The following is a 25,800-nucleotide window of genomic DNA, read 5'->3' on the forward strand; positions in this document are numbered from 1 at the left end:
TTTAACCCCATGACGGCTATGGAACTGATCGACGAACTACAAGGGCTTGGGGTTGAACTTTGGACCGAGTCTGAACAATTGCGTTTCCGCGCAGCCAAAGGCCTGCTGACCGAGCAGCACAAGCAAAGGTTACGGGAGCATAAGTTACAAATTATTGAAATATTAAACGCTGCTCAATCAGGCGCTGACAATGACTCTGGTTTGGGGGTGGTGGTCGAGGCCGACACAGAAAATCGGCATGAGCCTTTCCCTTTAACCGATGTACAGACTGCCTATTTGTTGGGGCGGCAAAATGCATTTGGCTATGGTGGCGTTGCCTGTCACGGCTACCTGGAGCTGGAATATCCCGGATTAAACCCAAAAGGTTTGCAGGAAGCCTGGAACCAGCTGATTGAGCGTCACCCTATGTTGAGGGCGGTTATTGAGCAGGAGGGATATCAGCGGGTCCTCCAGGAAGTGCCGCACTACCAGATGATCAGTCAGGACCTCACCGGCATGGATGAGGAAGCCTTGGAACTCGCCCTTAAATCGGTGAGAGATGAACTGGACCACCGTGTGTACACCATTGGTGAGTGGCCGATGTTCGAGCTGCGCCATACCCGCACGGATAAAGGACATATCGTACATTTCTCTATGGATGCACTGATCGCAGATTGGGCCAGTGCGGGCATACTGTTCAGCGAGCTTGATACTCTGCTAGCGAATCCCAGTGCCTCCCTACCTGCACTGGAAATTGATTTTCGCGATTACCTACTGGCCGAACGGAGTCTACTGGACAGCCAAGGCTACCAAAACGATCGCCGCTATTGGTTGGACCGCCTCGATCAACTGCCGGCAGCACCTGAGCTACCGGTATTGCCGCCAGCCTCAGAAGCGGAATCTGTGCGCTTTAATCGCCATCACTACCGCTTGGATATTACCCATTGGCAGAAACTGAAGCAGCGAGCCGGTGCTGCTGGACTGACCGCATCAGTTGCCGTACTGGCTGCCTACGCCGGGGTATTGCAGCGTTGGAGTCGTCAGCCACGCTTCAGCCTGAGTCTTACATTATTAAATCGATTGCCCTTACACCCTCAGGTCAACCAGTTGATCGGGGACTTTACTTCGGTCAGTGTGTTGGCGATTGGTGATTCCAATGGAAAAACCTTTCGCGATTGGGCGGCAGGCATTGGCGAACAGTTGTTCAATGATATTGATCACCGCTTGTTCTCCGGCGTGGAATTACTGCGGGAGCTATCCCGTGCACGAGGACCGGAGGCCGCATTGATGCCGGTGGTATTTACCAGTGCTATTGGCCTGGGAGATACCGAAAAACCTGCCAGCGGTAGAAAGTCCGGCAGGGGAATTACCCAGACACCGCAAGTCACCCTGGATTGCCAGGTGAGAGATGATGCCGATGGTCTGGAAATTAATTGGGACGTGCGCCAGGGTGTTTTTCCATCGGGCCTGGTGGAGGATATGTTCGCAGCCTTTACCGGCTTGTTGAATGAGCTTGCCGCTAGCAGCGACGGGCAATGGCTTGGCACATCTCCAGTTTCTTTACCCGAGTGGCAGGTGCAGGAGAGGCATCAGGTTAATCAAACCGATGGGCCTGTTCCTTCAGAGTTATTGCATCAGGGCGTATTTGCCCAGGCAGCGGCAACACCGGAAGCTACTGCCATTATTGATAGCAATGGCAGTGTGAGTTATGGCGACCTGGCGAAAAAAGCGGCGGGTATCGCCAAATCGCTGAGCAAAGAAGGTTTCCAGCTGGGTAGCCGCGTAGCCATTGCAATGCCGAAAGGGCGAGAGCAGATAGCGGCGACCCTCGGTGTGCTCCTGGCCGGTGGTATCTATTTGCCACTGGACGCGGCACAACCGGAAATACGGCTCAACAAATTGTTGCTCAGTGCAGAGGCGGAATACGTCCTGACACTTAGCAACCTCGCCAGCCAAATTAAGTGGCCATCAGAAGCGCAGGTGATCAGTGTAGATACCCTGGCACCTGAAACCGAGATCCCGGTAGCCAGTAACGGTGACCCCGAGCAGCTGGCTTATGTTATCTACACCTCCGGCTCTACCGGCGGACCCAAGGGTGTGATGATTAATCATCGGGCCGCTTTAAATACGGTGCTGGATATTAATCGCCGCTTCGAAGTGGGCCCGGGCGATCGCATTTTGGGTTTGGCCCAACTCAGTTTTGATTTGTCGGTCTACGATATTTTTGGCCCCTTAGCAGTCGGTGCGATTTTGGTATTGCCCGATCCGGCCCGCGGTGCAGACCCTTCACATTGGGCGGAGGTCATGGATGAGCACCGGGTGACATTGTGGAACTCCGTCCCCGCGCAGTTGCAAATGCTGGCCACCTATCTGGATACAGAACCTCGTCCATTGTCTGAGTGGCGATTGGCAATGCTGTCAGGAGACTGGATTCCGGTTACTTTACCGGAACATATCAGGCGCCATGTGCCAGCACTCGACCTGATCGGTATGGGTGGGGCTACAGAAGCTGCGATTTGGTCCAATTATCACCGTATTGATCGGGTCGACTCTGCTTGGACCAGTATTCCCTATGGCGTGCCGCTGACGAACCAGGGCTTCAGGGTATTGGATAGCCAATTGCGCGATGCCCCTGTTTGGGTAGCGGGTGAGCTGATGATTACTGGCCTCGGATTGGCCGATGGTTATCTCGGTGATGCGGCGCTCTCTGAACAGAAGTTCTTTTCTCATCCGGTGGATGGCCAGCGCCTTTATCGCACTGGTGACTTGGGCCGCTATTTACCCGGTGGTGAACTCGAGTTCCTGGGCCGTGAAGACGGACAGGTAAAAATTCGCGGACACCGTATTGAGCTGGGAGAAGTGGAGTCTGCATTGCTGGCCCACCCCGCAGTGTCAACAGCGGCGACGGTGATTGAAAAGAAAGAGGGAGACTCGCGAGCGGATTTAAATCTGTTGGGTTTTGTGGAAAGCCGTCGCTTAGATGATGCAGAACCGGCGACTATTGATCCCGAGCTGGTAAATTCAGTGCGTCAGTTTGCGCACTATCAGGCTGGTGAGCCAGAAGCTGTCAGTGTCGGCGATTATGTGCAGGCACTTGAAAATGCATCCCTGTTATCGATGCTTCACGGTCTGGTGGAATTAGGGGCGTTTACAAATTGTGAGCAGGGATATAGTTCAGAAGAAGTTCTCTCCTTAGCCAAAGTACATGAAAAGCATCACTGGTTAGTGCGTCGTTGGTTGGACCTTCTCGTTAACGCAAAGCTGCTCAGCTTATCCACTGCCAGCTCCAGTACTGAGGAAAAATACACGCGAACCCAAGAAATTGATGCTTCCGCTGTTGATGCTGTGTGGAAGCGAGTTGAGCAGGGGATTGAAAGCGGTTTTTGTAATCGGGAATTCCTGCAATATCACCGGGATCATATCGAGTTATTACCCCAGTTATTATCGAATCAACAAAACCCATTTGAATTGTTGTTCCCCCAGGGCGACCAGCAGGTGGCTTTGGCTCTCTATCGGGATGATCTTATTGCCCGCTATAACAATGCCGCCGCTGCCGCATTAATTAACCGTATTGCCGCCCAGAGCGATAGAGGGTTAAGGGTTCTTGAGCTGGGTGCGGGCACAGGGGCTACCAGTGCTTCTGTTATTCCCATGTTGGATGGATATGACGTCGATTATCTATTCACTGACATGACCGCATTTTTCCTGACTGAGGCTCGCCGCCAATTTAAAGAGTGGCCTTGGGTACGCTTTGGATTAATGGATCTCAATACCGACTATCGCGCCCAGGGTTTGGCTCCTAATAGCGCAGATGTCATTTTATGTGCAGGTATGCTCAACAGTACCCGAGATCCAGAGGCGGCTATTGCCAGTGCTGTCGAATTGCTGGCGCCCGGAGGCTGGTTAATCCTGACTGAGCCAACGATGGATCACGCTCATATCCTGCTTACCCAGGGTTTTATGATGGACCCTGCTGGTGATGATCGTGCTTGTGGGGCGACCAAGTTCCTTTCTATCGAAAAATGGCAATCGCTGTTAAAAGCCCATGGTGCTGGCCAAGTGCTCTGCCTGCCGGAAGATGAGCATCCTTTGTCGGCTTTTGGTATGAACTTATTGGCCGCGCAGATGAAAACTGATCGGCAATATTTGAGTGCCGGGAAACTGCGGGACTTTTTAGCGAATAGATTGCCCGCGCATATGGTGCCCGCCCATTTACAAGTTCTCGACCAGCTGCCGCTCACCGCCAATGGCAAAGTTGATCGCAAAATGCTCGCCGGTTGGCGCCCTGCGACTGGCGATGCACAAGAGGCTGCGCACTCAGAACAGATGGACCCTCTGGAAACGGCTCTGTGCAAGCTATGGGCTAATGCACTGGGTCTCGATAATGTGGGCCGACAGGACAGCTTTTTCGATCTCGGTGGTGACTCGCTGATTATGGCGCGGGTTGCAGGGCGCTTGTTGGAAGAGATTCCCGAGGCAAAATCGTTTACTTACGACGCCTTGTTGCGCCACATGCTCAATGGACCAACGGTTGCTGCATTGGCCAGAGCACTGAGAGTTGAGCCGGGTGCCGTTGCCGAGGAACAGGCAGACACGGATAGCGACAACCTGGTTGCAACTACCCGCGAGGGCAGCAACTCCTTGATGGTGCCTTTCAGCCATAAAAGCGAGGGTAAAGGGGTATCTAAAGAAGAGGCGCCGGTACGGATTATGTTCCATGCGGCCCTGGGTACCCTGGATTATTTCCAGCACCTGGGCAAAGCGCTTGCGGCCCAGGATTTGGGCCAGGTATTCGGGATTGCTGTCGCCGATACTGAAATGTATCTGTCCATTGATGCCAAAGAGTTAATCGAGCGCACCGCCGATGATTACGCACAAAGAATCATCGACGAGGGCTATCAGCGTTGCCAGTTAATTGGCTACTGCTTGGGCGGCCTGCTGGCAACAGAAGTTTCGCGCAGACTGCTGGAGCGCGGTGTCGATGTGATTGACCTGAGCCTGATCGACAGTATCCCAATGTTTGTCGATACCGATGAAGAGCTGGCTTTCGAAGCGATTTTTGCCCCCAACCTGAATCTCGACCCGGTAAAAGCGGTATTTGGTGAGCATATCGAGAGCGAAGATATTTCCCGCGCGATCGAGACCTTAATGCAGAAACACAACGGTCGTGTTCCCGCCGGTGCAATGGCAGAACTCGACGGTGATGCCGGGCTTAAAGCGGTAGCGGAAGCCGTGCGGCAACGCTCTCAACTCACCCAGGAGCAGCGCCTGGCCGGTTATACCGAGATGGCCTCTGCCCAGGCGGGTGTGCCGGTTGAAGCTGCGATGATACCGGGACTTTTCCGGGTGTGCCGACACAGTATGCGCGCTGCCTGTTTTGACCTGCCTCCCTATATTGGCGATATGACCTACTTGCGCTGCCAGGAAGAGCAATCCTTCGGTGTCACTGCCGGCGTAGGCCATATGGCTGCGCCTTATTGGCAGGATGTTTGTCTGGGGGATTTTGAATTAATCGATGTACCGGGTAATCACTTCAGCGTGATGGAGCCGCCGCAGGTTGCCACTGTCGTTGAGCATTTGGCAAAACCATTACAGCGCGGTAAAGCGGGCGAATAGATGTCTGAGCACATTTTGCCAAATTCCAACTTGCGAAAGCACAACCTGCGGGAACTGATGCGTCCATTTCGTAGCCTCGTGTGGCTGGGGGTGGTGCTCGGTGCCTGTGGTGCGCTCACTTCACTGATTCCTTTTATCGGTATCGTTGAGTTGGCTCGCCTGTTCCTGGCGCCCGATATCAGTGATGTCGCCGAGGCGATTATTCCCGTTGTATTCGCGATAGTTGCCGGGCTGGCGATGGGTTGGATCTGCACCGTAATCGGCTTGTGGTTAACCCATATTGCCGACCAGCGTATGCAGGCGGAACTGCGACGGGCCCTGGTGCGGAAATTGGGACAGGTGCCCCTGGGTTGGTACAGCGAACACACCTCCGGCGCGGTGCGCAAAGCGGTGCAAGACGATCTAGATGATCTTCACCATATGGTTGCGCACCATCAGGTGGAATTGGCCGCTGCGTTTGCACTGCCACTGGCGGGTCTGGGTTATTTAACCTGGCTCGACTGGCGCTTGGCCCTGTTGGCGATATTCACCCTGCCAGTTTATCTAGTGTCCTACGCCTGGATGATGCGTGGTTTCGGGGAAAAAATGCAGCAGCTGGATAAGGACTTTGGTCGGGTCAGCGCTGCGATTGTCGAATTTGTTCACGGCATTGCGGTGGTTAAGGTTTTCTCGCAAACCGGCCGCGCTCACAGAAATTACCAACAGGCCGTCGAGGATTTCAGCCGCCGTTACACGGGCTGGGTGACACCGCTTGTCCGTTTGGAGGCCGTAACCTCTCTGGCCTTGTCGGTGCCAGTCATTATGTTGGTGAGTCTGGCCGGAGGCGCTTGGCTGGTGGTGAATACAGCCATACAGCCGATTGATGTTCTCGCAACAACGCTGATCGCCGTGATAATTCCCCAGACCATCCTGACCTTGAGCCAGGGACTGACCGCCCAGCAAAAAGCCAAAGCTGCTGCAGGTAGGATCGATCAATTATTGGAGGTTGAGCCTCTGGCTGTTACCTCTGAACCCAAAGAGCCCAAAGATGCAGGGCTGCTTTTTAAGCAGGTCAGCTTTGCCTATACCCAGGATCGGCCTGTATTAAGCGATATTACTTTGCGCTGTCGCCCCGGCTCGATCACAGCTTTGGTTGGGAGTTCCGGTGCCGGGAAATCCACCCTGGCCAAGCTGGTGCCCCGTTTTTATGACGTGACCCAAGGTGCTGTACTCCTGGGGGACGTCGATGTTCGTGATATTGCTCCAGACAATTTATATCGACATGTGGGTTTTGTACTTCAGGAGACCCAGCTGTTGGCTGGCACTGTGGCAGACAACCTGCGCCTTGGGCGCCCGGATGCCAGTGACCAGGAGTTGGAGGATGCAGCGCGAAGTGCCTACATTCATGAACACATTTTAAGTTTCCCCCAAGGTTACCAGGCGGTTATTGGCAAGGATGCCTTTTTTTCTGGTGGAGAAGCGCAGCGCTTAAGTATCGCGCGCACGCTTTTAGCAGATGCCCCTGTGTTGATTTTGGATGAAGCCACAGCCCATGCCGATCCGGAGTCCGAAGCGCAAATTCAGCAGGCATTGTCCTGCCTGGTGCGCAATCGCACGGTACTGGTGATCGCCCATAAGCTGCACACCATCACCGGTGTCGACCAGATTGCGGTCCTGGACGGCGGCCGCTTGGTTGAATACGGGAGTCACCGGCAACTGTTGGCTGAGAGCAAGCACTACGCGGAACTATGGCGTTTGTACAACAGTGCTGAACAAAACGAAGAAGCAATGAATGGTGGGGCTCAGGTTATTAGCGGGGTCTCATCATGATTCGTAGTTTGCTTGCCATTCTCGGACCCGCGCATCGCCGTGAAGTTGGCACTTATACAGTATGGCTTCTCGCCTATGGCGTGTTGCAGGGAATCGCGGTGACGCTTCTGGTACCTCTGCTCAGCGCACTGTTGGCATCTGAGATGGAGGCGGTTGGGTATTGGTTGCTTTCCCTGTTATCGGTAGTTGTGATTGCTTGTATTGCCCGTTACCAGCAAACCGTAAAAGGGGCTGCACTGGCCATCCTGGTATTGAAAACCCTGCACAATCGCTTGGGTGAACACCTCTCTCAACTTCCCCTCGGTTGGTTCAGTGCAGAAAAAGTCGGTCGTTTGTCCCGCAGTGCAACCGGGGGCACCTTGATGGTGACCAATATCTTTGCACATCTGCTACCCCCTGTTGTCAGCGGCGTTGTCACTCCGCTTACCGTGGGGGTGGCGATGTTGTGGTTTGACTGGCGCTTGGGGCTGACCGCTTTGTTGTTTGTGCCCCTGATTTATATCGGCCATCGCTGGTCCGCCCAGTGGATAGGCGCCATGGAAACAGAAGTGGATGCTGCCGGTGCTCGCGCCAGTAGCCGGGTGGTGGAGTTTGCCCGCAACCAAGCGGTACTCAGGTCTTTTGGCAAAAATGTCAGCGGTTATCCCCCGCTGGAAGAGGCGATTGCCGGGCAAAGCAGAGCCGCTGGGTCCATGTTACGGCAGACCTTCCCCCGTTTGTTTGCCGGTGGATTTATGGTGCAACTCGCCTTTGCCGCAGTGATTGCCGTGGGTATTTGGCTCACGCTCAATCAACAACTTCCCCCTATTGAATTGGTGGCTTTGCTAGCTTTGGCGGCCCGATTTACCGGTCCTCTGGCGGAACTCGCCGGGCGCAGTGGTCTGCTGCGTATGGCCGGTAATGATTTACGCAGGCTGGCCGCTATCTTTTTTGAACAACCGCTACCAGAACCACCGAGATCTCAGCCATTTACCGAGCAGATCGGATTGGTTGAATTTTCAAGTGTGAATTTTAGCTACGAGCCGGGACAACCGGTATTGAAGGATCTTTCCTTTAGGGTTTCTCCGGGTACCACTACAGCGATAGTCGGTGCATCAGGCTCAGGTAAAACCACCATCACCCGTTTGTTGTTGCGTTTTTTTGATACCGACCAGGGCCAGGTAAAAGTGGGCGGGGTGGATGTGCGGCAACTGCGCACAGAAGACCTGATGCGGCAGATCTCTATCGTTATGCAGGATGTGTATCTGTTCAGCGACACCCTGGAAGCGAATATTCGCTTGAGCTGTCCCGAAGCCAGTCAGAAAGAACTGGAACGTGTGGCGAAACTGGCTGGCGTGGATGAGATTATCGAGCGTTTGCCCCAGGGATGGCAGACGCAGGTAGGTGAGGGGGGCGCTGCACTTTCTGGTGGCGAACGCCAGCGGGTTTCTATCGCCCGTGCCCTATTAAAAGCTGCACCTATTGTTGTGCTGGATGAAGCAACAGCAGCACTCGATCCGCGTAATGAAAAGTACCTGAACAGTTCCCTGCAGCAATTAAAACAAGGGTCCACTGTCATTGTGATCGCCCATCAATTATCCACCATTATGAACGCGGATCAAATAATCGTACTTGAAGAAGGTGCGGTGGCTGAAGTTGGCAATCACCGCAAGTTGTTATCACAGCAGGGTCTGTATGCACATTTTTGGCAACAGCGCAGTCAAGCTACTGGCTGGCGTTTGGTTGAGTCCGATATGGGGGTAAGCCTATGACAATTGCGATTTTAGGTGGTTATGGCGATGTGGGCGCAGCGGTTACCGGTTATTTACAGTCCCTCGAGTTGGGTGCTATGCGTATCGGTGGCCGCAACGCACATAAACAGTCGCTATCCAGTGATTCGGTAATTTCTTATCAGACGGTGGACTACCTGGATACAGCCTCACTGGATCAGTTTGTAACTGGCTGCGAGGTTCTGATCAATTGTGCAGGACCTTCACATTTAATTGGCGACAGGGTTGCCAAAGCTGCGGCACAAGTGGGAGCTGCCTATATCGATGTTGCTGGCGATGAAGCCCTCTATGAGCAACTCGATGGATCCTATTACCAGAGCCATGGTTTGACCGCAGTTTTATCAGCCGGCTTACAGCCGGGGCTTAGTAGTCTGCTACCACGCTGGCTGGCAGAGCAGGAGTTTTCACAGGTAGAGAGCCTGATCAGCTATTTCGGCTTGCGCGATCGATTTACCGATGTCGCCGCCGATGATTATTTGCAAGGTGCCAATGAACAGCACAGTAAACCCTTGGCAGCCTGGCGCAATGGACGCCGGGTGAATGGAATATTGAAACGCCGTTCCGATGTCGAGCTGCCCTTTTTTCCTGAATCTACCACTGTGCTTCCGTATTTAAATAGCGAGGGCGAGCGCCTGGCTCAGGATTTATCCCTCTCCGATGGTGATTGGTATAACGCGGTTAGCGGCTCTTATATTTTATCCGCCTTTAATACTGCCCATGGTTTTAGCCGCGATGAAGCGCGTGCAGCCCTGTGTCGGGCCAGTGAATTGGATCTGGCGGGGCGCGATCCTTATGTGCTGATGCTCTTGCAACTTACCGGTAAATACAACGAGCAAGAGCGCACTCGCACAGCCGCGTTGCGGGGCACTGGCAATGCAGATCTAACAGCAGCGGTAGCCGCAGTCACCACTATGGCTGTACTTCGCGATGAAATCCCACCGGGTTGTCATTACTGCGCCCAAGTATTGCCGCCGGCATTGGCGATGGAACGCATGTCGAAGATCGGGGCATTGAGTTTTTTAACCACCCTGGAAACAAATATTGAAGATATGGTGTGCCTTGAGGAGGGAGCCATTTGAAAAACCTAACACCTCCACCCGCCTATACCGCTCATGAGGCTGGGCTGGCAGCTTTACCCGCTGAGCTTGCTACAGACAGTGGTTTGGCAAAACTGCCGGCTGCAATGCAGAGGCTTGAGTTCATCAGCCTGCGGGCGATTATGGAGTTATTTTCCTCCAGCGGAGCGCTGACTCCAGAGAATGTTCGGCGCGGCAGTGAGGAAATTATTAATACGCTAGGTACCGCCTGCCGACACCATTGGCTGGTTCGCCGCTGGCTGGTGGCCTTGGTTGAACGAGAGTTTTTGAAGCTCAGTAATGGCAACTACTCCTGGGAGAAAATTCCCGAGAGTGCAGTCGGAGCAGATAAATTACCGGAGGCCTACGGTGCGTTGGGATTTCCCCCTGAAATGGCCGAGTCACACCAAAAGCTCCTGAGGCATTTGTCTGAATTGGTGCGGGATCAAGTCTCCATTAATCAACTGCTGTTTGAGAATGGAGAAATACTAACGGCACTGGCCGCCTATCAGAACAACTGGTTTACGACGTATCTCAATTATGCCGCAGCGTACATCGCAAAACAGGCCGTCAAGCCAGGGCCTATGCTCAGGGTGCTTGAATTGGGGGGAGGTGCTGGCCTAACCACGTCGGCAATTTTAGATACTTTAGCTGGAAGGCCGGTTAATTATCGCTTTACCGACGTATCACCAGTATTTACCACTGCTGCACAGAAGAAATTTCGCAATCATATCGGTTTGCGTTGCAGTCTGCTCGATATCAATGTCGATTTTTCTGCACAGTCAATTGCGCCGGCAAGTACCGATATCGTTGTGGCTGGCAATGTTTTGCACAACGCTGCTCATATTGGCCAAACGCTAAAGCGTATTCGCAGGTCGCTTGTCCCTGGTGGCTGGCTATTGTTTAGCGAATCCACTCGGGATAACCACGCCATGTTAACGGCTATGCAGTTTCTGCTTTCTCCTGTTGAATCGGGGGCTCTTTTAGGCAGTGAAGATCGGCGAGGGGGCTCGGATCAGGTATTTATCGATAGCGCAGCCTGGCAGGAAGAGCTGGTTAGCGCTGGCTTTGAGATTAAGTATTTCCTGGCACCCTCGACATCGCCGCTATCAGTAGCCGGCCAAACCTTATTTGTTGCAAGGGCGGTTTAAGGGACTGTGATGAAAGTAGAAGCAATAGCAGCAAATATTTTAAGTGGTTTGGAACAGTTGGGTGAAGATCCCGCATTATCACTTGAAGGCTGTGACTGGAGTGGCAGTCAGGTGCTGACTTGGACTGGTTCCGTGGTTGCAAAGCTCAGTGAGCAGCTTGCAGAACAGGGCTCACAGCGAGGCAAAACACTACTCTGGCAAGCTGATAATTCTGGGAATGGATTGCCTCTGCTGATGCACTTGGTGGCACTAAGGCTGGGCATCGGGTTTGAACTTGTGCCTGAGGCGAACCCAGAGAAGGATTGCTTGACCTTAGAGGTACAAATCCCGAATGCGTTAGAAGGTCATCGAGGTGAGTTTTCGGTATTGCTGGCAGAAAACATCACCGTGGAGACAAACCTTACCTTACTCGAAGCGCAGCAAGAAGCTTTGGGGCCTATTCAGGGAAAGGTCGCCGTATTTTCTTCGCTCAATGAATTTGCTCGCTTTGGTATTTTCGCAGCATGGAGTTGTGGGCTACCTGTGCGATTGCAGGACCCCGCTATCAACCCAGCTAAAGCGCTGGTTGCTCTGGAGCGTTCAGGGTTTTCCGGCGTGGTATTGACGGCAACTTTGCTAAAAGGCTTGGTCGCACACCCGGCATTAGCCCTGACCAATCTCAAAAGCCTGCAATGCCTTTTGTATGAAACCGATGTCTTGCTATCACAATCTCTGTTGCGAGATATTCAACGCTTATTGGCAAACGATATTTCCGGTTGGGTCTGTACCGATAAAGGTATAGAACCTGTTGCAAAGGCCCAACAAGCCCAGACCCAAAAGCTTGCGACTCTTGTTGAAAGTGTTGCGAAACACCCTGCGGTCGCCAGCTCCGTGACAATTCCCCTTACTGGAGAGAATCGCTGGGCGGTCTTTGCGCAGCCCAAAATGCAGGCAGAGGCCAGTAACCTTGATATGGCAGGGTTGTTCGAGCGAATTAATACCGAGCTGGATGCAGAATTTGCCCATATTGATTTGGAACATGCGGTAAAGGTAACGGAACAACTTAACGCTACTGCTTTGCTATCCATGCTGAATGCTTTCAGTCACCTGGGATTGTTTTGCGATCGACATTCAGTACACAGCTTAGCGGAAATACTTGAAGCCCCTCCGGTGGCTCAGCAGCACCGAGCTTTGATCAAGCGCTGGATCAAGGTTTTGCAGGAGCAGCAGTTACTAAGTACTGATGGCGAGTATTGGTCGCCAGAGGTAGATCCAGACAGCTACAGTGATGCTGCCCTGGCTCTAGCATGGACTCGGCTGGAACAGGAATGGCGGAAGTTGTCTGGAGCCAGTAAAACGATCGATTACGCCCGCGCTAACGCGGAACAATTACCGGATCTGATTCGGGGCAAAGTCCAGGCTGTGCACCTGCTGTTCCCCCGTGGTAGCACTGAGTTGGCGAGTGCGCTTTACCGGGAGGGTATAGCGGCCAGGTACCAGCAGCATTCAGTAAGAGCTTTATTGAAGTCCATCTTAAATAATTGGGAAGGCCAGCAACAGACTCTGAAAATACTGGAAGTTGGCGCTGGCACTGGGTCGACTACCCAGGCTCTACTGCCAGTGTTGGATGGTGTCAGTGGCCATATCAACTTTGAATACCAGTTTACGGATATCTCTGCGGCTTTTCTCGACAGCTTTTTCGCAAAACATGGGGGGCAGGAGCAGCGCCCTTGGTTGCACCGTGGATTGTTTGATATTGATCGTTCACCGCGCAGCCAGGGATTTTCCCCCAATAGCTTCGATGTAATTATTGCTGGTGGTGTTTTTAACGCCGCCCGCGACACAGATGCGTCATTGCGCAGGGCAGCCGAGTTATTGCGCCCAGGTGGTTGGTTCATTATGACGGAGCCAACCAGTGAGGAGTTTTGGGTGATGGCATCACAGGCGTTTATGTTGGTGGATGCCGTCGATGAGCGCACAGATACCGGTGCAACCTTCCTGTCACTTTCCCAGTGGCACAACGCCATGGATGCCGCCGGCTTACAGCTGGTTATGGATTTGCCTGTCTCCGAACACCCTTTGTCCAGACAGGGGCACCGCTTCTTTGCCTGTAGAGCCAAGCAACATCAAATGCGACTGTCAGCAGATTGCCTGGCCGAATATCTCGATCACTTTAAGTCAGAAATTTATATCGAAGTTTTGGACAAATTGCCTTTGACTCTTGAGGGGCAGATAGATAAGGACCAATTAGAGAAATGGGCCGTGTCCATGGCTGAAAACCGAGGAGAGTCAAATGGGAATTGATAACCGCAAGCGGGTTGTCGTTGCAGGGACAGGTTTTGGTCGTATTTATCTCGAAGCCCTGACATCGTCCAGATTACCCGGCCGAGAATATTTTGAACTCTCTGGATTATTGGCTCGTGGCAGTGATTATTCCAGGAGCTGTGCCGAGCAATATGGAGTACCGCTCTATACCGAGGCAGAGCAGGTCCCCGATGATATCGATATTGTGTGTGTTGTTGTGCGTTCTGGTGCAACCGGGGGCGAGGGTTCTGAAATAGCACAATCGTTTCTTAAACGAGGCATTCATGTATTGCAGGAGCATCCGGTCCACACCAAGGAAATTACCGCCAACCTGCTAGCTGCAAAGCAGGGGAATTCGGCCTATGCCGTTAACACCCTCTACCCCAATTTGCGCCCCACCAGGCAGTTCCTGGCTGCGGCAGAATACTTGCGTCGGCACCAGCGCCTGGAAATGATCGATGCTATTTGCAACAGCCAGATGGCCTATCCGCTATTGGATGTTATTGGTCGTGCAGTGGGCGGGCTTCGCCCCTGGTCTTTTAGCGAGCCGGTGCAACCAGAGGGCCATCCTTTTCAAAGTCTGTCGGCTACCTTTGGTGGTGTGCCCATGACTTTGCGTATTCAGAATCAGGTTCATCCACAGGACCCTGATAATCATTCCCTGCTATTACATCGGCTTGCTATAGGTGGCGAGGCTGGGGTTTTGACTTTGACTGATACTCACGGCCCCGTGCTCTGGAATCCCAGGTTGCATTCACCAAGGGACCAAACCGGCCGGCTCATTTTAAAGGGTGAGGGTACAGAGCGGCTGGCCGTTCCCAGCATGGTTACCCTGGGCGATACGGAAATGCGTAGTTACCACGATATTTTTGCCCTCACTTGGCCGGAGGCGGTTATTGAGGCTCTGCACTCCCTTTGTACTGATATCGCACAACCCGAGAAGCGCAAGCAAAGTGGTCAATGGGCATTGAGTGTCTCAATGGCGTGGAGTGATTTAACGGCCCGAATCGGTATGCCGACTTTGATCCAGCCAGGGGAGCCGGAGCCGGTATCAGTTCAGGCACTCGCGGATATTGTCGGCCAGGCTTGCGACTAGAGTTTTAAGAAAACACGAACAGCACAAAAAAAAGTGATTACGGAATTTTTACTTATAAAACGGGGTTAGGAGGAGAGATGCAAAATCAATCAGGGTTGATCATCGAAGGGCTCTTTAAGACATATAAAAATGGGGTGAAGGCGTTAAACGGCGTTAACTTGGAAGTTGGCCCCGGCATGTACGGATTACTTGGGCCTAATGGTGCCGGGAAAAGTAGTTTGATGCGTACCTTGGCTACCCTGCAAACCCCGGACAGTGGTCGGATCATGCTGGATGGTGTGGATGTGCTGGCAAAGCCGGACTTTATGCGCAGTAAACTGGGCTATTTGCCGCAACATATCGGCGCCTATCCTGGAATTGCAGCGCGGTCATTGCTGGAGCGTTTTGCCTGGCTCAAAGGCTTCACCGAAACAAGCGCAAGACGCCGTGAAGTGGATAGGCTATTGGAGCAGGTCAATTTGGCCGATGTAGCCGATCGAGCCGTATCAACCTATTCCGGCGGTATGCTGCGTCGTTTTGGTATTGCCATTGCATTGATTGGCGAGCCGCGCCTGATCATCGTTGACGAGCCAACCGCTGGCCTGGACCCGGCTGAACGCAATCGCTTTCACTGTGTTTTGGCGGATGTCGCGGCGGATGCCATTGTATTGCTCTCTACTCATATTGTTGAAGATATCGAAAACCTGTGCCAGCGCCTGGCCATATTGGCCTCTGGGCGTATTGTTGTTGAGGGCACAGCTCCGGAGGTCACAGACCCTCATATAGGCAAGATGTGGCAAGCACTGATTCCCCGTGGCGAATCACTTCCCGCATCCCTGCACAATATTGCCAGACCCGATGGTACCCAGGTAATCGTACACGGGGAAAAACCCGAAGACTCTCGTTTTACTGCCCACACGCCTCGCCTGGAAGATATTTATCATCTGGCTATTGAGCAGGTAAAAGACCAGCGGGAGGCTGCATGAACAAGCTGGCGCTTATTGCCCATGAGGCAAAGCTGGAGATAAGAGCCGGATTTAGCAGCGGCATCGTGGCTTTAGCCTTCTGGGGGCTGGTGATCTACCTGCTTCTGAATTTGGTCAATGCCGACTATATGCAGAAAATGGGGGCCACAGATATTCCCCGGAACTCACCGTCACTCATTTACCTGATGGGTGCGGGATGTATGTTCTTTCAGTTTTTTGCCTGGGCCTGGGTTTTCTCGCAGCCTATTTTGCGGGACCGCAAAGCCAGTCTGCATGAAGTGATCTATACAACACCGAATTCCCTGAGCGTAATGCTTTGGGGGCGGTTTCTTGGCGCTGCGGTAATAGGAGCCATATTAAGTGCATCTGCGCTGGTAGGGTTTTTGGTCTCGCCGGTATTGGTGTGGATGGGCTTGTTGCCCGAAACAGCGATTGGCCCAGCCCCCTGGAAAGCCCTTGGATTTGCATGGATCTGGTTACAGATTCCCGCGAGCATCGGTATTGGCGCTCTGTATTTTGTCGCTACGTTGCGAACTCGCAGCCTGGCCGGTCCTTTTGGGCTTGCAGCGGCTTTAATGATGTTGTGGATGTTTGCTGTGATCGTTCTTCGGGGTGGCAATATTAATCCGCAGCTGGCTGCGGTAATGGACCCCTCGCTATTTACTTTCGTTTATACGGAGGTTACTTCCTGGACACCTCTGCAAAAATCAACCTCGCTATTGCCGTTTACTTTGGGTTCGGTACTGAATCGAATTCTATGGTGTCTTGTTCCTTTACTTGCCTTGGCGGCTTGCCTGAAATACTTGCGAAGGGAAACACTGGTACTGGAAGGGGCTGCCAAACCTGCCCGGGCTAAGGCCGCTAAAAAGGCAGCCACTCGCAAGGTTAAAGATTTCTCTCCATCTAAGCCCGATACCGCATCGGTTGGCCGCTCCCTGCGTCAACTCATGCTGGAAGCCCGCTGGAGATTATTTCACGTATGGAGTAGTCGCGCTTGGTGGGTCGGTGTTGCGGTCCTGGTAATAATGGGGGTGGCTAGCTCGTTTACCCAGATCATCTGGCACGCTGAAGGGCCTATGGCACCGCGCTTGGAAATGCTATTGCCGCTTCTCAAGGATGTTATTTTCCTGGTTATTGCTTTTGTAATCGCCGCATTGACTGGCTTGGTGTGCCGCAGGGATCAGGTGCCTGGGTTTGACGACATGCTGTCTGCAACCCCCGCGCCCGACTACACACGATTATTTGGCGTTGCCCTTACCGTATTCGCCATGACGGTGCTGTTGGCCCTGTTGCCGGGTCTATCGGGCATTATTGCTGTGCTTCTCACCGCTCCGGCATCTGTCGATATCGTACAGGCGTTCACTTATCAATTGCTGATAGTGACAGCTCCTTTATTGGAGTTGTCGATGATGGTGCTTTTGGTGCATGCATTGTTCCGCCATGCGGGCTTTGCCTATTCCATGTCAATGTTTGTGACCTTTATCCTGGTCCTCAATCATGAGCTGGAGCTGGTGCATTACCCGCCCTATGAAGTGGGTATCACTGCTCATATTCAACTGTCAGCACTCAGTGGTTGGGAACCCTGGATCGGTTATTTATTGGCCTTGGATGGATTTAAAGTTGCGCTTGCCCTATTGATGATCGGCCTGGCTGCTCTTTTGATTCCCCGTGGACTGGATAGCCGCATGTCTCAGGGTTTTGCCCTGATACGTTCACGTCTTATGGCCCCTCAAGGCGCCCTGGTGGCTTGTTCCGCTTTATTTCTTCTTGGACTGGGTACTGTACTGGAAGACAAGTTGGTAGTGCAGGGAGGTTATCAATCACCGGAGCAACTGAAGCGGGAAGATGCAGCCTGGGAAGCATACTGGTTGCCGAAAGCTAGTGAGTTTGAAGTATCTGGAGGTGATCTGAAAATCAGTATCAACCCGGATAATCAGACAGTGGAAGCTGAGTGGCAATTGCTCCAAGTCCAGGTTGATGGACAGAGGCTGCATTTTGAATTGCCTCAGGGATTTGTCCTGGTGAACGCTTTAGTGGATGGGCGTGAAGTAACGGCTGAACAACGTTACGACCATATGTCCCTGCCAACCTCAGGCTGCCCTGAGCCAGGTTGTAATATCAAACTATCGTGGCAACTGACTGTGCCCGGCTGGTCAGCTGAGGGGGAGCCCTCGGGGCTGACACCCAGCGGAGTCTGGTTACAAGCCAGTGATATTGTTCCGCGTCTAGGCATTGATCCCGAGCGTATTTTGCGTGTGCCAGCAAAGCGTGAAGCACTGGGTTTAAGCCGTGAGTTCGCCCTGCCAACTGCACAGCTTGCCACACCCCTTGAAGGCGCTGCCCCTTCAGGAGATTGGCGCTGGCAAGTTCGTATTGAAAGCGCTGACAAGCCTGTCTTCAGCGAACAGGGCAGTACTACTGGCCCCTTGGATTTCGCCATTCATTGGGCACCGTATACGAAACTTGCGGTATTCGATGGTTTTGAAATCCCCCATGATTCCAGCCGCTCTACTATGGTCTCCGCCATTGCAAAAGATGTGGGCCAGATGCAGGCCTGCGTTAATGATCGGCTGGGTACAGATATCGAAATTAAGCGGATTGCCCAGTGGCCGAGAGGACTCGGCGAGACTCGGGCCAGCGGTACCTTGTTGCAATTGTCCGAAGGGCCTCACTGGGATATCGCCGATGAGGGTACAGGACGCTGGCTGAGGCGGGTTGATATTGCCCGTGCCTTGGCCAGGCAGCATCTAGTTGCGAAGTCGGATTTACGACGTATTGCCGGTTCTGCATGGCTCAGCGATGGGGTTTCTGGAGCGATTGGCCTGCTGTGTGTTGCAGAAATCGACGGCATCGAAGTACTTGATGATGTACTGGTCCGCTACTCCGACAAAACGACTAGAGATTTGGCTGGCAGCGAGATCCCTGTTGAACGTTTAAGCACAGCGCCGATTTCTGGTTGGGCTCGCTACTACGCACCGGTCGCCGCACTGGATTGGACACTTCATCAAACCCCGGAATCCCTGTCTGCATTACTTGATGATATTCAGCAGCAGAAAAATATCGAGAGTGTGTTAAACGCCTATGTGGGCGTGACACGCACACAAAATATGCTCGGGGCTCCTCTCTCGTCAGCTTTGACGGTCGAATATTTGGAAACAGGCCAGATACGCCTGGATGGGCAGCGTTGGCGCTGGGAGAAAGGCGGGTGGCAGCCGGTTACCGAAACTGCCACTTACCGTTTGTTAGCCGATATCAACGAGATGGATGCAAAGGTCATCAATGGAAATGCACTGATCGATCGCTTGCCTTCCGAAAAAGTATTGGCGCTGGATATCTGGCCATCTTATCAGCGGGACCCTGCACAGAATTTACTGGCTGAGAGTTCTGAAGTTTTGAATAAAGATTAATCATGGAGCCTCTGAATAACTCCGTGATGCCTCTGGCTTACAGAGCGATTCACAATCAAGGCGCGGCTTCGCAGGAATGTCTAGACCTTTCAAGAAGTCGTAACGCAGAGTGTGATTCGCTCTGCAAGCCCCGAAGGGCGGGCCTTGAAGGCCACATCTGCTGCGTTGCAGCTCTTGCAAAGGGCTACGGCCATTCGTGGCGAGCTCCGCCTAACATCTGCAGCCTTCAAGACCCGCAGAGGCATTACGGAGTTATTTAGAGGCTCCCTCTAGGTAGAAAGGAAATTAATTCATGCTCAGCTTAATCCGAGATAAAAAAGAACTCAGTAAACAGATTTCATTGCTGTCCGCAACTTTAATGTACGCCTCTGGAGCCTATTCTGCGGCGGAAAACGCAGATAAAGAGAGTGCTTCTGAGAACGCGATGGAAGTTGTTGAAGTCACTGCACGGCATACAAAAGAGAAAGCCAAGGATATTCCCTTCAGTTTAAGTGTTATTGGTGAAGAGGAGATAAAAAACCGGCTGCATCTCAACGTTGAAGATGCTTTACGCAGTGCACCTGGAGTTGATGTCTACTCATCTAGTGGTGCGGTGGATGCAAATATCCGCATCCGTGGTGTTGGTTCACTCAACCAGGTAAACAAAGACGATGGCTCCGTCGTGGTTAATATTGATGGGGTATCTATGCCAGCAGGGAATGTATCCCTCGGGACCCTGGATATTGAACGCCTGGAAATATTGAAAGGTCCGCAAGGTACTTTGTTTGGTCGTAACAGTGAAGCTGGAGCGGTCAATATTACCACCCAGAAACCAACTGAGGAGTTTGAAGCTTATGGGCGCATTGAGCTGGGTGAAGATAACCAGAGCCTTTATGAAACTGTCATCAGCGGCCCGTTTTCTGAATCACTCCGAGGTCGCTTGGCAGTGCGTCATACCAGTGAGGATCATTGGGTTGAAAATACCACTAACGGTGAGCCAATGACCGAGCCTGAAGACCTGGCTTTTCGGGGGAGCTTGTTATGGGATTTGGGCCCGGAGACCTCTGCTTTATTTATCGCAGAGAGGCAGCACCAGGACGGCTTCCTGAACTTGCAGTTGTTGCAACCTTTTGGCGATGATCCGAGCAGTGAACATACCTTGGGGGCATTTGACGATAACGAGAAAACAGTTGAGCGTTTTTCCACGGAAATCAATCATCAACTGGGTAATAGTCAATTGACTTCAACCACCGCATTGGTCAATACAGATTTTAGTTACTTAACCGGATTTGATCAGGAGACAGCCGCCGCTGTTTTTAATTTCCCTGTGGAGTATCTTCGTGGCGACAGCCAGGATGAACAAACTATCAGCCAGGATCTGCGCCTCTCCTCACTGCCTGATGCATCTACTTTCTGGGTAGTTGGGCTTAACTTGCAAGATGGCGAAAGAAGCTTTGATTCGATTGATTTGGTGTCCTACGCCAACCAATACCGGGATTATGAAACTGATAGCCAGGCTATTTATGGTGAGACTACGGTTCCTTTAACTGAAACCATAAAATTTACTGCTGGACTGCGCTACACCCAAGAGAGTAAGGACTACGCCGGTGAGTACGCCAGCTATGGCACGGATGGGAATTTTTATGTCACCCAAGATCAAAGAACTTTGGATGATGATTATACAACTGGGCGATTGGCTCTCAGCTACTCGCTGACTGAGTACACTAACCTATACACAATGGCCGCACGAGGCCATAAATCCGGTGGCTTCAATGACTTTGCGTTACAGTCCGCTGACAGCGTGGCGTACAAGCCGGCAACCGTTGATAGTATCGAAGTTGGTTTCAAGAGAGAGTCAGACAGCTTGAATATCAGCGGTGCGATATTCTTTAACTCTGTGGAAGATGATCATTTGCTTGGCTTTGATTTCGCTTCCTACTCATCGGCTGCGGTGAATGCGGATACGGAAACCTTTGGAGCGGAGTTTGAAGCCGATTGGTTTATTACTGAGAGATTCAGTATTGCCGGAGGCTTGAGCCTCCTCGATACGGAAATTACCAAAGATGTGTACGGTGTTTCCGGTGGTGATGTTATGGCGGGTAATGAAGTACCTGATGTACCCAGCTGGAGTGCAAGTTTGGCATTAAACTACTATCAGCCGTTACCAGACTTTATGGGTTTAAGTGCACCAGCTCTCAATACCAATTTGACTGTTCGCCACGTGGATGAGCGCCCGGCAGATGCACAAAACCACTTCAACCTGGATGCTTATAGTAAAGTGGATTTACGTGTAGCCTTGCAAACTGACTCGATGGAACTCTACTTGTTTGCCGATAATCTGCTGGATGAGCAGTATCAGCTATATGGCTACACCAATGCGATATTTGCTCCTGATGCAAGAATTGGGGCACCGTCAAAAGGGCGTCGTGCGGGAGTTGGAGCACTCTATCGTCTGTAATGAGGTTACGACAGCTTAGTTAATAGCTGTTTTGTATTGCTTGATGGTTAATGGATCAATCTCTTTACAAGATTGATCCATTAATTTGTTTAATTTGCGGGGTTGATTTTACTTCCATGTAATAGAGTAGGGTCTAAATTTTCTTTCAGCCCGCTAACTTCTATGCCTGTGACTTTGGTTGTGGGACCGGGTTTGATATTAAATACTGAATCTTGATCAGTTAAACGTCGCACAGATTTCCAGTCCCGCTCACTGACTTCCATATGCACTTTACTCAGACCAGTAGCACCATTTTTATGATTTGTTTTTTGGGGGTATTGAGGTGGGTTGTACGGACTCACTAAGAATGGCAGTCGCTCAGAGCGAGGATAAACAAAGCGGAAACTGGTTTTTTCTCCGTTTGGCTTGGTGCGTTGCCAGGGAATTACTCGTCCGGTTTGAACCCCTTCACGGTTCATTGCCGAAAGATCATTATCGAAATCGTCACTGACTAAGGCAACATCACAAAAACCTTCTCCTTCTTGTGACCAACGTATCATCCTGCGTCCCGCGCCTCGGCCGGCAAAGATATCAATAAGCCATTTGAAATAGTGGGCATTGGATGGAGATGTTAATAATTCAATAATAGCCCCTTCACTAAACCAAATATGGGCGTGCTGGGCGTTCTTTTCTTTTGTGGCGTAATCCACGGAAAAACCGAGCTGACGGAAATCTTGTACAGCTTGATGAATATCCTTCACCCAGAGTAAAACGTGGCTACAGCGTGTTTTCATAAGAGTGCCTTTTGTCTAAAAATAGTGTTGTTTGTTTGGTTTTTATTTTTTAGGCGGCAGTTGTTAGTTAATCATTTCTTGTGGTTGATTTAACCATACCAGAAATTACGATAAGGGTGATTTAACTTTTTCCGAAATTTCAATAATTATGAAAGTAATATAATCTACTTGGTGATTCTTTCATGAATTGTATGGCCTCTAAACAGAGTAGGGATCAACGCTCCGTACTGCGAATTGGGTATCTATTTCTAAAAAGCACAAAAGACTGATGTGACTTGGATCGCGCAGAAATTACTCTGAAACCTCAGGTTTCATCCCCACGCAATATTTGGCGGGAACCTCATCTAAGCTAAATGCCTTCATCAGTTTTCTGCTTGCTCCCACATAGGACTCTGCCGTTGCACCTGACCAGTAACCCGTATCACAACTCAGGGAAACACAATCGCCTCCAAAAGTTACAAAAGACTTATCCCGTACAATCTTGCATGTGCATATGGCTTTAAGTGGATTCATCGGGTCGACAATGCAGGGTTGATCCAGGCAATCAGTCCACGGTTTACCTTCGGGGCAGGAAAGTACAGGCTTGGTGGGAGCCTGCGCGAAAGAAAATGTCGATAAGGCTTTTTTGACGTCGTTTGAGTCAGTCACAGGAGTTCGGTTTTTACATTCAGAAAACCCGAAGTTCAACCCCTTATTAACGTCACATCTGCAAACTGCATTTGAATCTGGATTACTGGGATCTGGAATGCATGGGGCAGATGTGCATAGAACATACTCATTATTACAAATGATGCCCTCACTATTCTTGATTGAGTTATGACTATTCTCTTCTGCTGCCGTTTTAGCTCCCATAAAAGCAAGGGAAATCAAAATTATTGTGAATAGAAGTGACAGTTTCATCATGAGCAGCTCTTTTATACGTTAATCGCCAAAATAGAATGTAAGCTGATATTTCTCAGATGAAGACGATTGAAGTGTCGTTTTTTCGATTGGACTTGACTTCATCCCGCTCGATATCTCATGGACTATCAGCCCGTTTACGGTGCCTCTGTTCTATTCGACAAGGGATCTTTGGAGTTAAAAGATACACTGGGGCCGCCGTGGGAGTATGGTTGGGAGGCTGAAGGTTTTAGCGGTAAAATTTAGGATTGAGCCCTGGCTCCATCCTTGGGGCCACAAAAGAAGTGGGTAGCGGCTAGGTCAATGACATATAGATAAAATTCAAGTTAGCTTGCGGTGGTTTTGGCCAATTTCAATAGTCCAGCTTTCAGAGACACCGGAGGCTTCAGCGAACTGCTCCCAATTTGCTACCGCACTTGCGACCTGATCAATTATCTCCATTGGACGCTTAATGCTGATGGATTCCCCTAATGTTATTAAGTCATCTAAATTGAAGTGATCACGCTTTCCGTTAATACTTATCTGGTGTTGACTTGTCCAAGCTCCGCCAGGATTGTGGGCATAAGTCAGGTCAAAGGCTGGTGAAAGAGACCATTCTCCGGCTGGGTCCATAAGAAATGCAATATTCTTTGTATGATCATCTTGATTCCTGGCCAATACGTTGAAGACCATACGGCGATATTGCTGAACGGCTTCATTTTTAGGCAGATATAGTTCACGCATTATGCTGAATACTTGCTCATAGGAGTGGGCGCCTGCCATGTTGAAATCCAAGTGCGCAATACCACATAGAGACTGCATATGAAGCTTTTGCCCGTTTACCCGATCAAAGCGCCGCGTCATAAAATGCGCTCGGCCATTTTCCTCCAATAGCCTGCATTCCGCCATATTGATACCCGCTTCGCGAGCCATACGATGATAGGCGTATTCAACCCGCCCGTAGCCATCGCTTACCCCGAGTTCAAGATCTCCAGCGCCGTCAAATTTGAGAAGCCAGTAGTCATAGCCTTTAGGGGCGGGGACCTGACCAGAGCGAATATCCCCCATAGCATTCATGGCAATAATTGCTTTTGCACGGGCGCCTCCGGCACTGGTTCCTACGCGCAATATGTCCAGCAAGGAGCCTGATTTTTCAGTATCACTATGTCCAAATTGCGTGTTGAGATCTGTCTGCCTATTGGTAATTGCGGCAGCTAGTTTGACTAATTCTTCAACGTTCAGGTCGACAGAATCTTTGAAGGTGCCGTCCACCGCCGGTTGAAATTCAAGCGCTCCCATGCCACGAGTACCGGTGTAACAGAGTCGCTCAATAGGGTTGAAGCTCTCTGGAGTTCGCCCTTGGCGTGCGAGCCAGGCATCAATCACCGCATTGCCGAACTTGTCAGGCAGGCAATCGGCGAGGAGTCCCGGTAATCCTTTAAATGTTTCCCGACCGAGGCCGCGAAATGTATATGGCTCATTTGAAGCTTCAATAGGCATGGTTATCGGAGCTATATCCAGCCCCCGACGCAAGAACTCCGGTGCATACTCGAATGAACCATAACCACTGTCACCCCAGTGGACAGCGCCTACCAACTCGCCCCACAAGTGAACTGTTGCGGCATTTGTCTGGTTTACCATTCCGGCTTGCTCCTTTTCTTATTGCTGTTCAAGGGCAGGGTATCGCGCTGATTCTGTGAGCTGCGGCTGGCTCTCTGCCGCTGTTTACCTTGAGTAGCAATTTGCATCGGACTTACTGCCGGTTCAGGTAAGAAGCTATCCAATGAATCAAGTTGGCGAAGTACTCTCAGCGCAGCAACAAGGCTATCAAGCCTGCCACGACCAGCCTCCAGCCCTTTAATGGTGGAGGTGGATAGGCCTGCACGCTCAGCCATGTCATCCTGAGTAAGGTTCATTCGTAAGCGGTAGTTTTTGAGACGATTGCCCAGCGACTCAAGTATTTGCTTATCTGATTGACCGTGAAATCCCATAATAGTTGCCTTTCCACCCTTTGATTAGGTTTTGTCGAGCTAAAGGGTGCTTTTTGAGCTATTATAGTCTACAAAGGTCAAAAAGTGTTAATAGTTGGAGTTGCAGCTATTAATGCTTAAATTGATCGTTTACAGGTGTTATTCAGGCTATTATTTGTATTAATCCTATTATTTATGGAGGCCGCCTCTACCGGAAGCTCAACTTCTGCTGGCGATAAGAGAAACACCTGTTCTACATAAGATTTGATGCCATAGGCGGGCGACTACTTTCCTCGGGGATGATTAGGCTCCACTGCTGCTATTAGATTTCTTGCCGTTGCCAAATGGGAACAACTAAGAGGTTTCTATGGAGATTTACATTAGCTACTGCCATGAACAGTGGCCGCAAATTAACTAGAAGCAAATTGTTTCCCTATATTGTTCTATGGGTAAACCAACAGTAGCTGACCGTTACAAAATTTATCCCTGTTAACTCCTAGTTAATAGGAAAGCTTATTTATAAGCTTACTTGTAGTTTGTGGGGGAAGTTTGGTTGTGATTAAATTTTTATAAGCCTGAATACCAGTTTT

14 protein-coding genes are annotated in these 25,800 nt (G+C 51.1%); 10 read left to right on the plus strand and 4 right to left on the minus strand.

The genetic code is table 11. The features are described 5' to 3' along the window. The first annotated feature begins 9 nt into the window (after positions 1–9). The 10 genes from ACJJIR_RS09955 (at position 10) to ACJJIR_RS10000 (ending at position 21,588) form a co-directional block, all read left to right on the plus strand. Positions 10–5,595, plus strand: coding sequence for a non-ribosomal peptide synthetase (locus ACJJIR_RS09955; RefSeq protein WP_444908230.1), 5,586 nt, complete (start codon positions 10–12; stop codon positions 5,593–5,595). Further along, positions 5,596–7,404, plus strand: coding sequence for an ABC transporter ATP-binding protein (locus ACJJIR_RS09960; protein WP_444908231.1), 1,809 nt, complete (start codon positions 5,596–5,598; stop codon positions 7,402–7,404). Beyond that, complete coding sequence (locus tag ACJJIR_RS09965; RefSeq protein WP_444908232.1) at positions 7,401–9,155, plus strand: ABC transporter ATP-binding protein; 1,755 nt, start codon at positions 7,401–7,403, stop codon at positions 9,153–9,155. Before ACJJIR_RS09960 ends, ACJJIR_RS09965 begins: the two co-directional genes overlap by 4 nt. Then, positions 9,152–10,252 carry a saccharopine dehydrogenase NADP-binding domain-containing protein gene (locus tag ACJJIR_RS09970; protein WP_444908233.1) on the plus strand — a complete coding sequence of 367 codons (1,101 nt, stop codon included), beginning with the start codon at positions 9,152–9,154 and terminating at the stop codon, positions 10,250–10,252. The genes ACJJIR_RS09965 and ACJJIR_RS09970 overlap by 4 nt, the downstream gene beginning before the upstream one ends. Further along, a complete protein-coding gene (locus ACJJIR_RS09975) occupies positions 10,249–11,400 on the plus strand; it encodes a class I SAM-dependent methyltransferase (protein ID WP_444908234.1) in 1,152 nt (383 codons plus the stop codon). The genes ACJJIR_RS09970 and ACJJIR_RS09975 overlap by 4 nt, the downstream gene beginning before the upstream one ends. A gap of 9 nt (positions 11,401–11,409) precedes the next feature. Further along, the gene (locus ACJJIR_RS09980) at positions 11,410–13,683 is read left to right on the plus strand and encodes a class I SAM-dependent methyltransferase (protein ID WP_444908235.1); all 2,274 of its coding nucleotides are present in this window, start codon (positions 11,410–11,412) and stop codon (positions 13,681–13,683) included. Continuing rightward, complete coding sequence (locus ACJJIR_RS09985) at positions 13,673–14,779, plus strand: Gfo/Idh/MocA family oxidoreductase (RefSeq protein ID WP_444908236.1); 1,107 nt, start codon at positions 13,673–13,675, stop codon at positions 14,777–14,779. Before ACJJIR_RS09980 ends, ACJJIR_RS09985 begins: the two co-directional genes overlap by 11 nt. Before the next feature lie 77 nt (positions 14,780–14,856). Continuing rightward, positions 14,857–15,744: an ABC transporter ATP-binding protein gene (locus ACJJIR_RS09990; RefSeq protein ID WP_444908237.1), complete on the plus strand. Its 888-nt coding sequence runs from the start codon at positions 14,857–14,859 to the stop codon at positions 15,742–15,744. Further along, a complete protein-coding gene (locus tag ACJJIR_RS09995) occupies positions 15,741–19,151 on the plus strand; it encodes an ABC transporter permease (RefSeq protein WP_444908238.1) in 3,411 nt (1,136 codons plus the stop codon). The genes ACJJIR_RS09990 and ACJJIR_RS09995 overlap by 4 nt, the downstream gene beginning before the upstream one ends. A 292-nt stretch (positions 19,152–19,443) precedes the next feature. After that, the gene (locus ACJJIR_RS10000; RefSeq protein ID WP_444908239.1) at positions 19,444–21,588 is read left to right on the plus strand and encodes a TonB-dependent receptor; all 2,145 of its coding nucleotides are present in this window, start codon (positions 19,444–19,446) and stop codon (positions 21,586–21,588) included. Between the two features lie 89 nt (positions 21,589–21,677). On the opposite strand, the gene ACJJIR_RS10005 is transcribed toward ACJJIR_RS10000, so the two are convergent. The 4 genes from ACJJIR_RS10005 to ACJJIR_RS10020 all read right to left on the minus strand — a co-directional run bounded on the left by ACJJIR_RS10005 (position 21,678) and on the right by ACJJIR_RS10020 (position 25,231). Beyond that, positions 21,678–22,328, minus strand: a complete 651-nt coding sequence (locus tag ACJJIR_RS10005; protein ID WP_444908240.1) for a VOC family protein — start codon at positions 22,326–22,328, stop codon at positions 21,678–21,680. Positions 22,329–22,652: 324 nt separating this feature from the next. Continuing rightward, the gene (locus ACJJIR_RS10010) at positions 22,653–23,264 is read right to left on the minus strand and encodes a hypothetical protein (RefSeq protein WP_282932857.1); all 612 of its coding nucleotides are present in this window, start codon (positions 23,262–23,264) and stop codon (positions 22,653–22,655) included. A 318-nt stretch (positions 23,265–23,582) separates the two neighbouring features. Next, entirely contained in the window at positions 23,583–24,881 is a 1,299-nt protein-coding gene (locus tag ACJJIR_RS10015) for a type II toxin-antitoxin system HipA family toxin (protein WP_444908241.1), read from the minus strand. Further along, entirely contained in the window at positions 24,875–25,231 is a 357-nt protein-coding gene (locus ACJJIR_RS10020) for a helix-turn-helix transcriptional regulator (RefSeq protein ID WP_282932855.1), read from the minus strand. The genes ACJJIR_RS10015 and ACJJIR_RS10020 overlap by 7 nt, the downstream gene beginning before the upstream one ends. Between the last annotated feature and the right edge of the window lie 569 nt (positions 25,232–25,800).

The sequence above is a fragment of the Microbulbifer maximicatervae (SeqCode) genome, from assembly GCF_052467385.1.

Bases quoted from the DNA above. Each gene is read 5' to 3' on its own strand.
- ACJJIR_RS09990 (WP_444908237.1), top strand. From the start codon at position 14,857: ATGCAAAATCAATCAGGGTTGATCATCGAAGGGCTCTTTAAGACATAT.
- ACJJIR_RS09985 (WP_444908236.1), top strand. From the start codon at position 13,673: ATGGGAATTGATAACCGCAAGCGGGTTGTCGTTGCAGGGACAGGTTTT.
- ACJJIR_RS10015 (WP_444908241.1), bottom strand. From the start codon at position 24,881: ATGGTAAACCAGACAAATGCCGCAACAGTTCACTTGTGGGGCGAGTTG.
- ACJJIR_RS09965 (WP_444908232.1), top strand. From the start codon at position 7,401: ATGATTCGTAGTTTGCTTGCCATTCTCGGACCCGCGCATCGCCGTGAA.
- ACJJIR_RS09980 (WP_444908235.1), top strand. From the start codon at position 11,410: ATGAAAGTAGAAGCAATAGCAGCAAATATTTTAAGTGGTTTGGAACAG.
- ACJJIR_RS09995 (WP_444908238.1), top strand. From the start codon at position 15,741: ATGAACAAGCTGGCGCTTATTGCCCATGAGGCAAAGCTGGAGATAAGA.
- ACJJIR_RS09970 (WP_444908233.1), top strand. From the start codon at position 9,152: ATGACAATTGCGATTTTAGGTGGTTATGGCGATGTGGGCGCAGCGGTT.
- ACJJIR_RS09960 (WP_444908231.1), top strand. From the start codon at position 5,596: ATGTCTGAGCACATTTTGCCAAATTCCAACTTGCGAAAGCACAACCTG.
- ACJJIR_RS10010 (WP_282932857.1), bottom strand. From the start codon at position 23,264: ATGATGAAACTGTCACTTCTATTCACAATAATTTTGATTTCCCTTGCT.
- ACJJIR_RS10000 (WP_444908239.1), top strand. From the start codon at position 19,444: ATGCTCAGCTTAATCCGAGATAAAAAAGAACTCAGTAAACAGATTTCA.
- ACJJIR_RS10020 (WP_282932855.1), bottom strand. From the start codon at position 25,231: ATGGGATTTCACGGTCAATCAGATAAGCAAATACTTGAGTCGCTGGGC.
- ACJJIR_RS09955 (WP_444908230.1), top strand. From the start codon at position 10: ATGACGGCTATGGAACTGATCGACGAACTACAAGGGCTTGGGGTTGAA.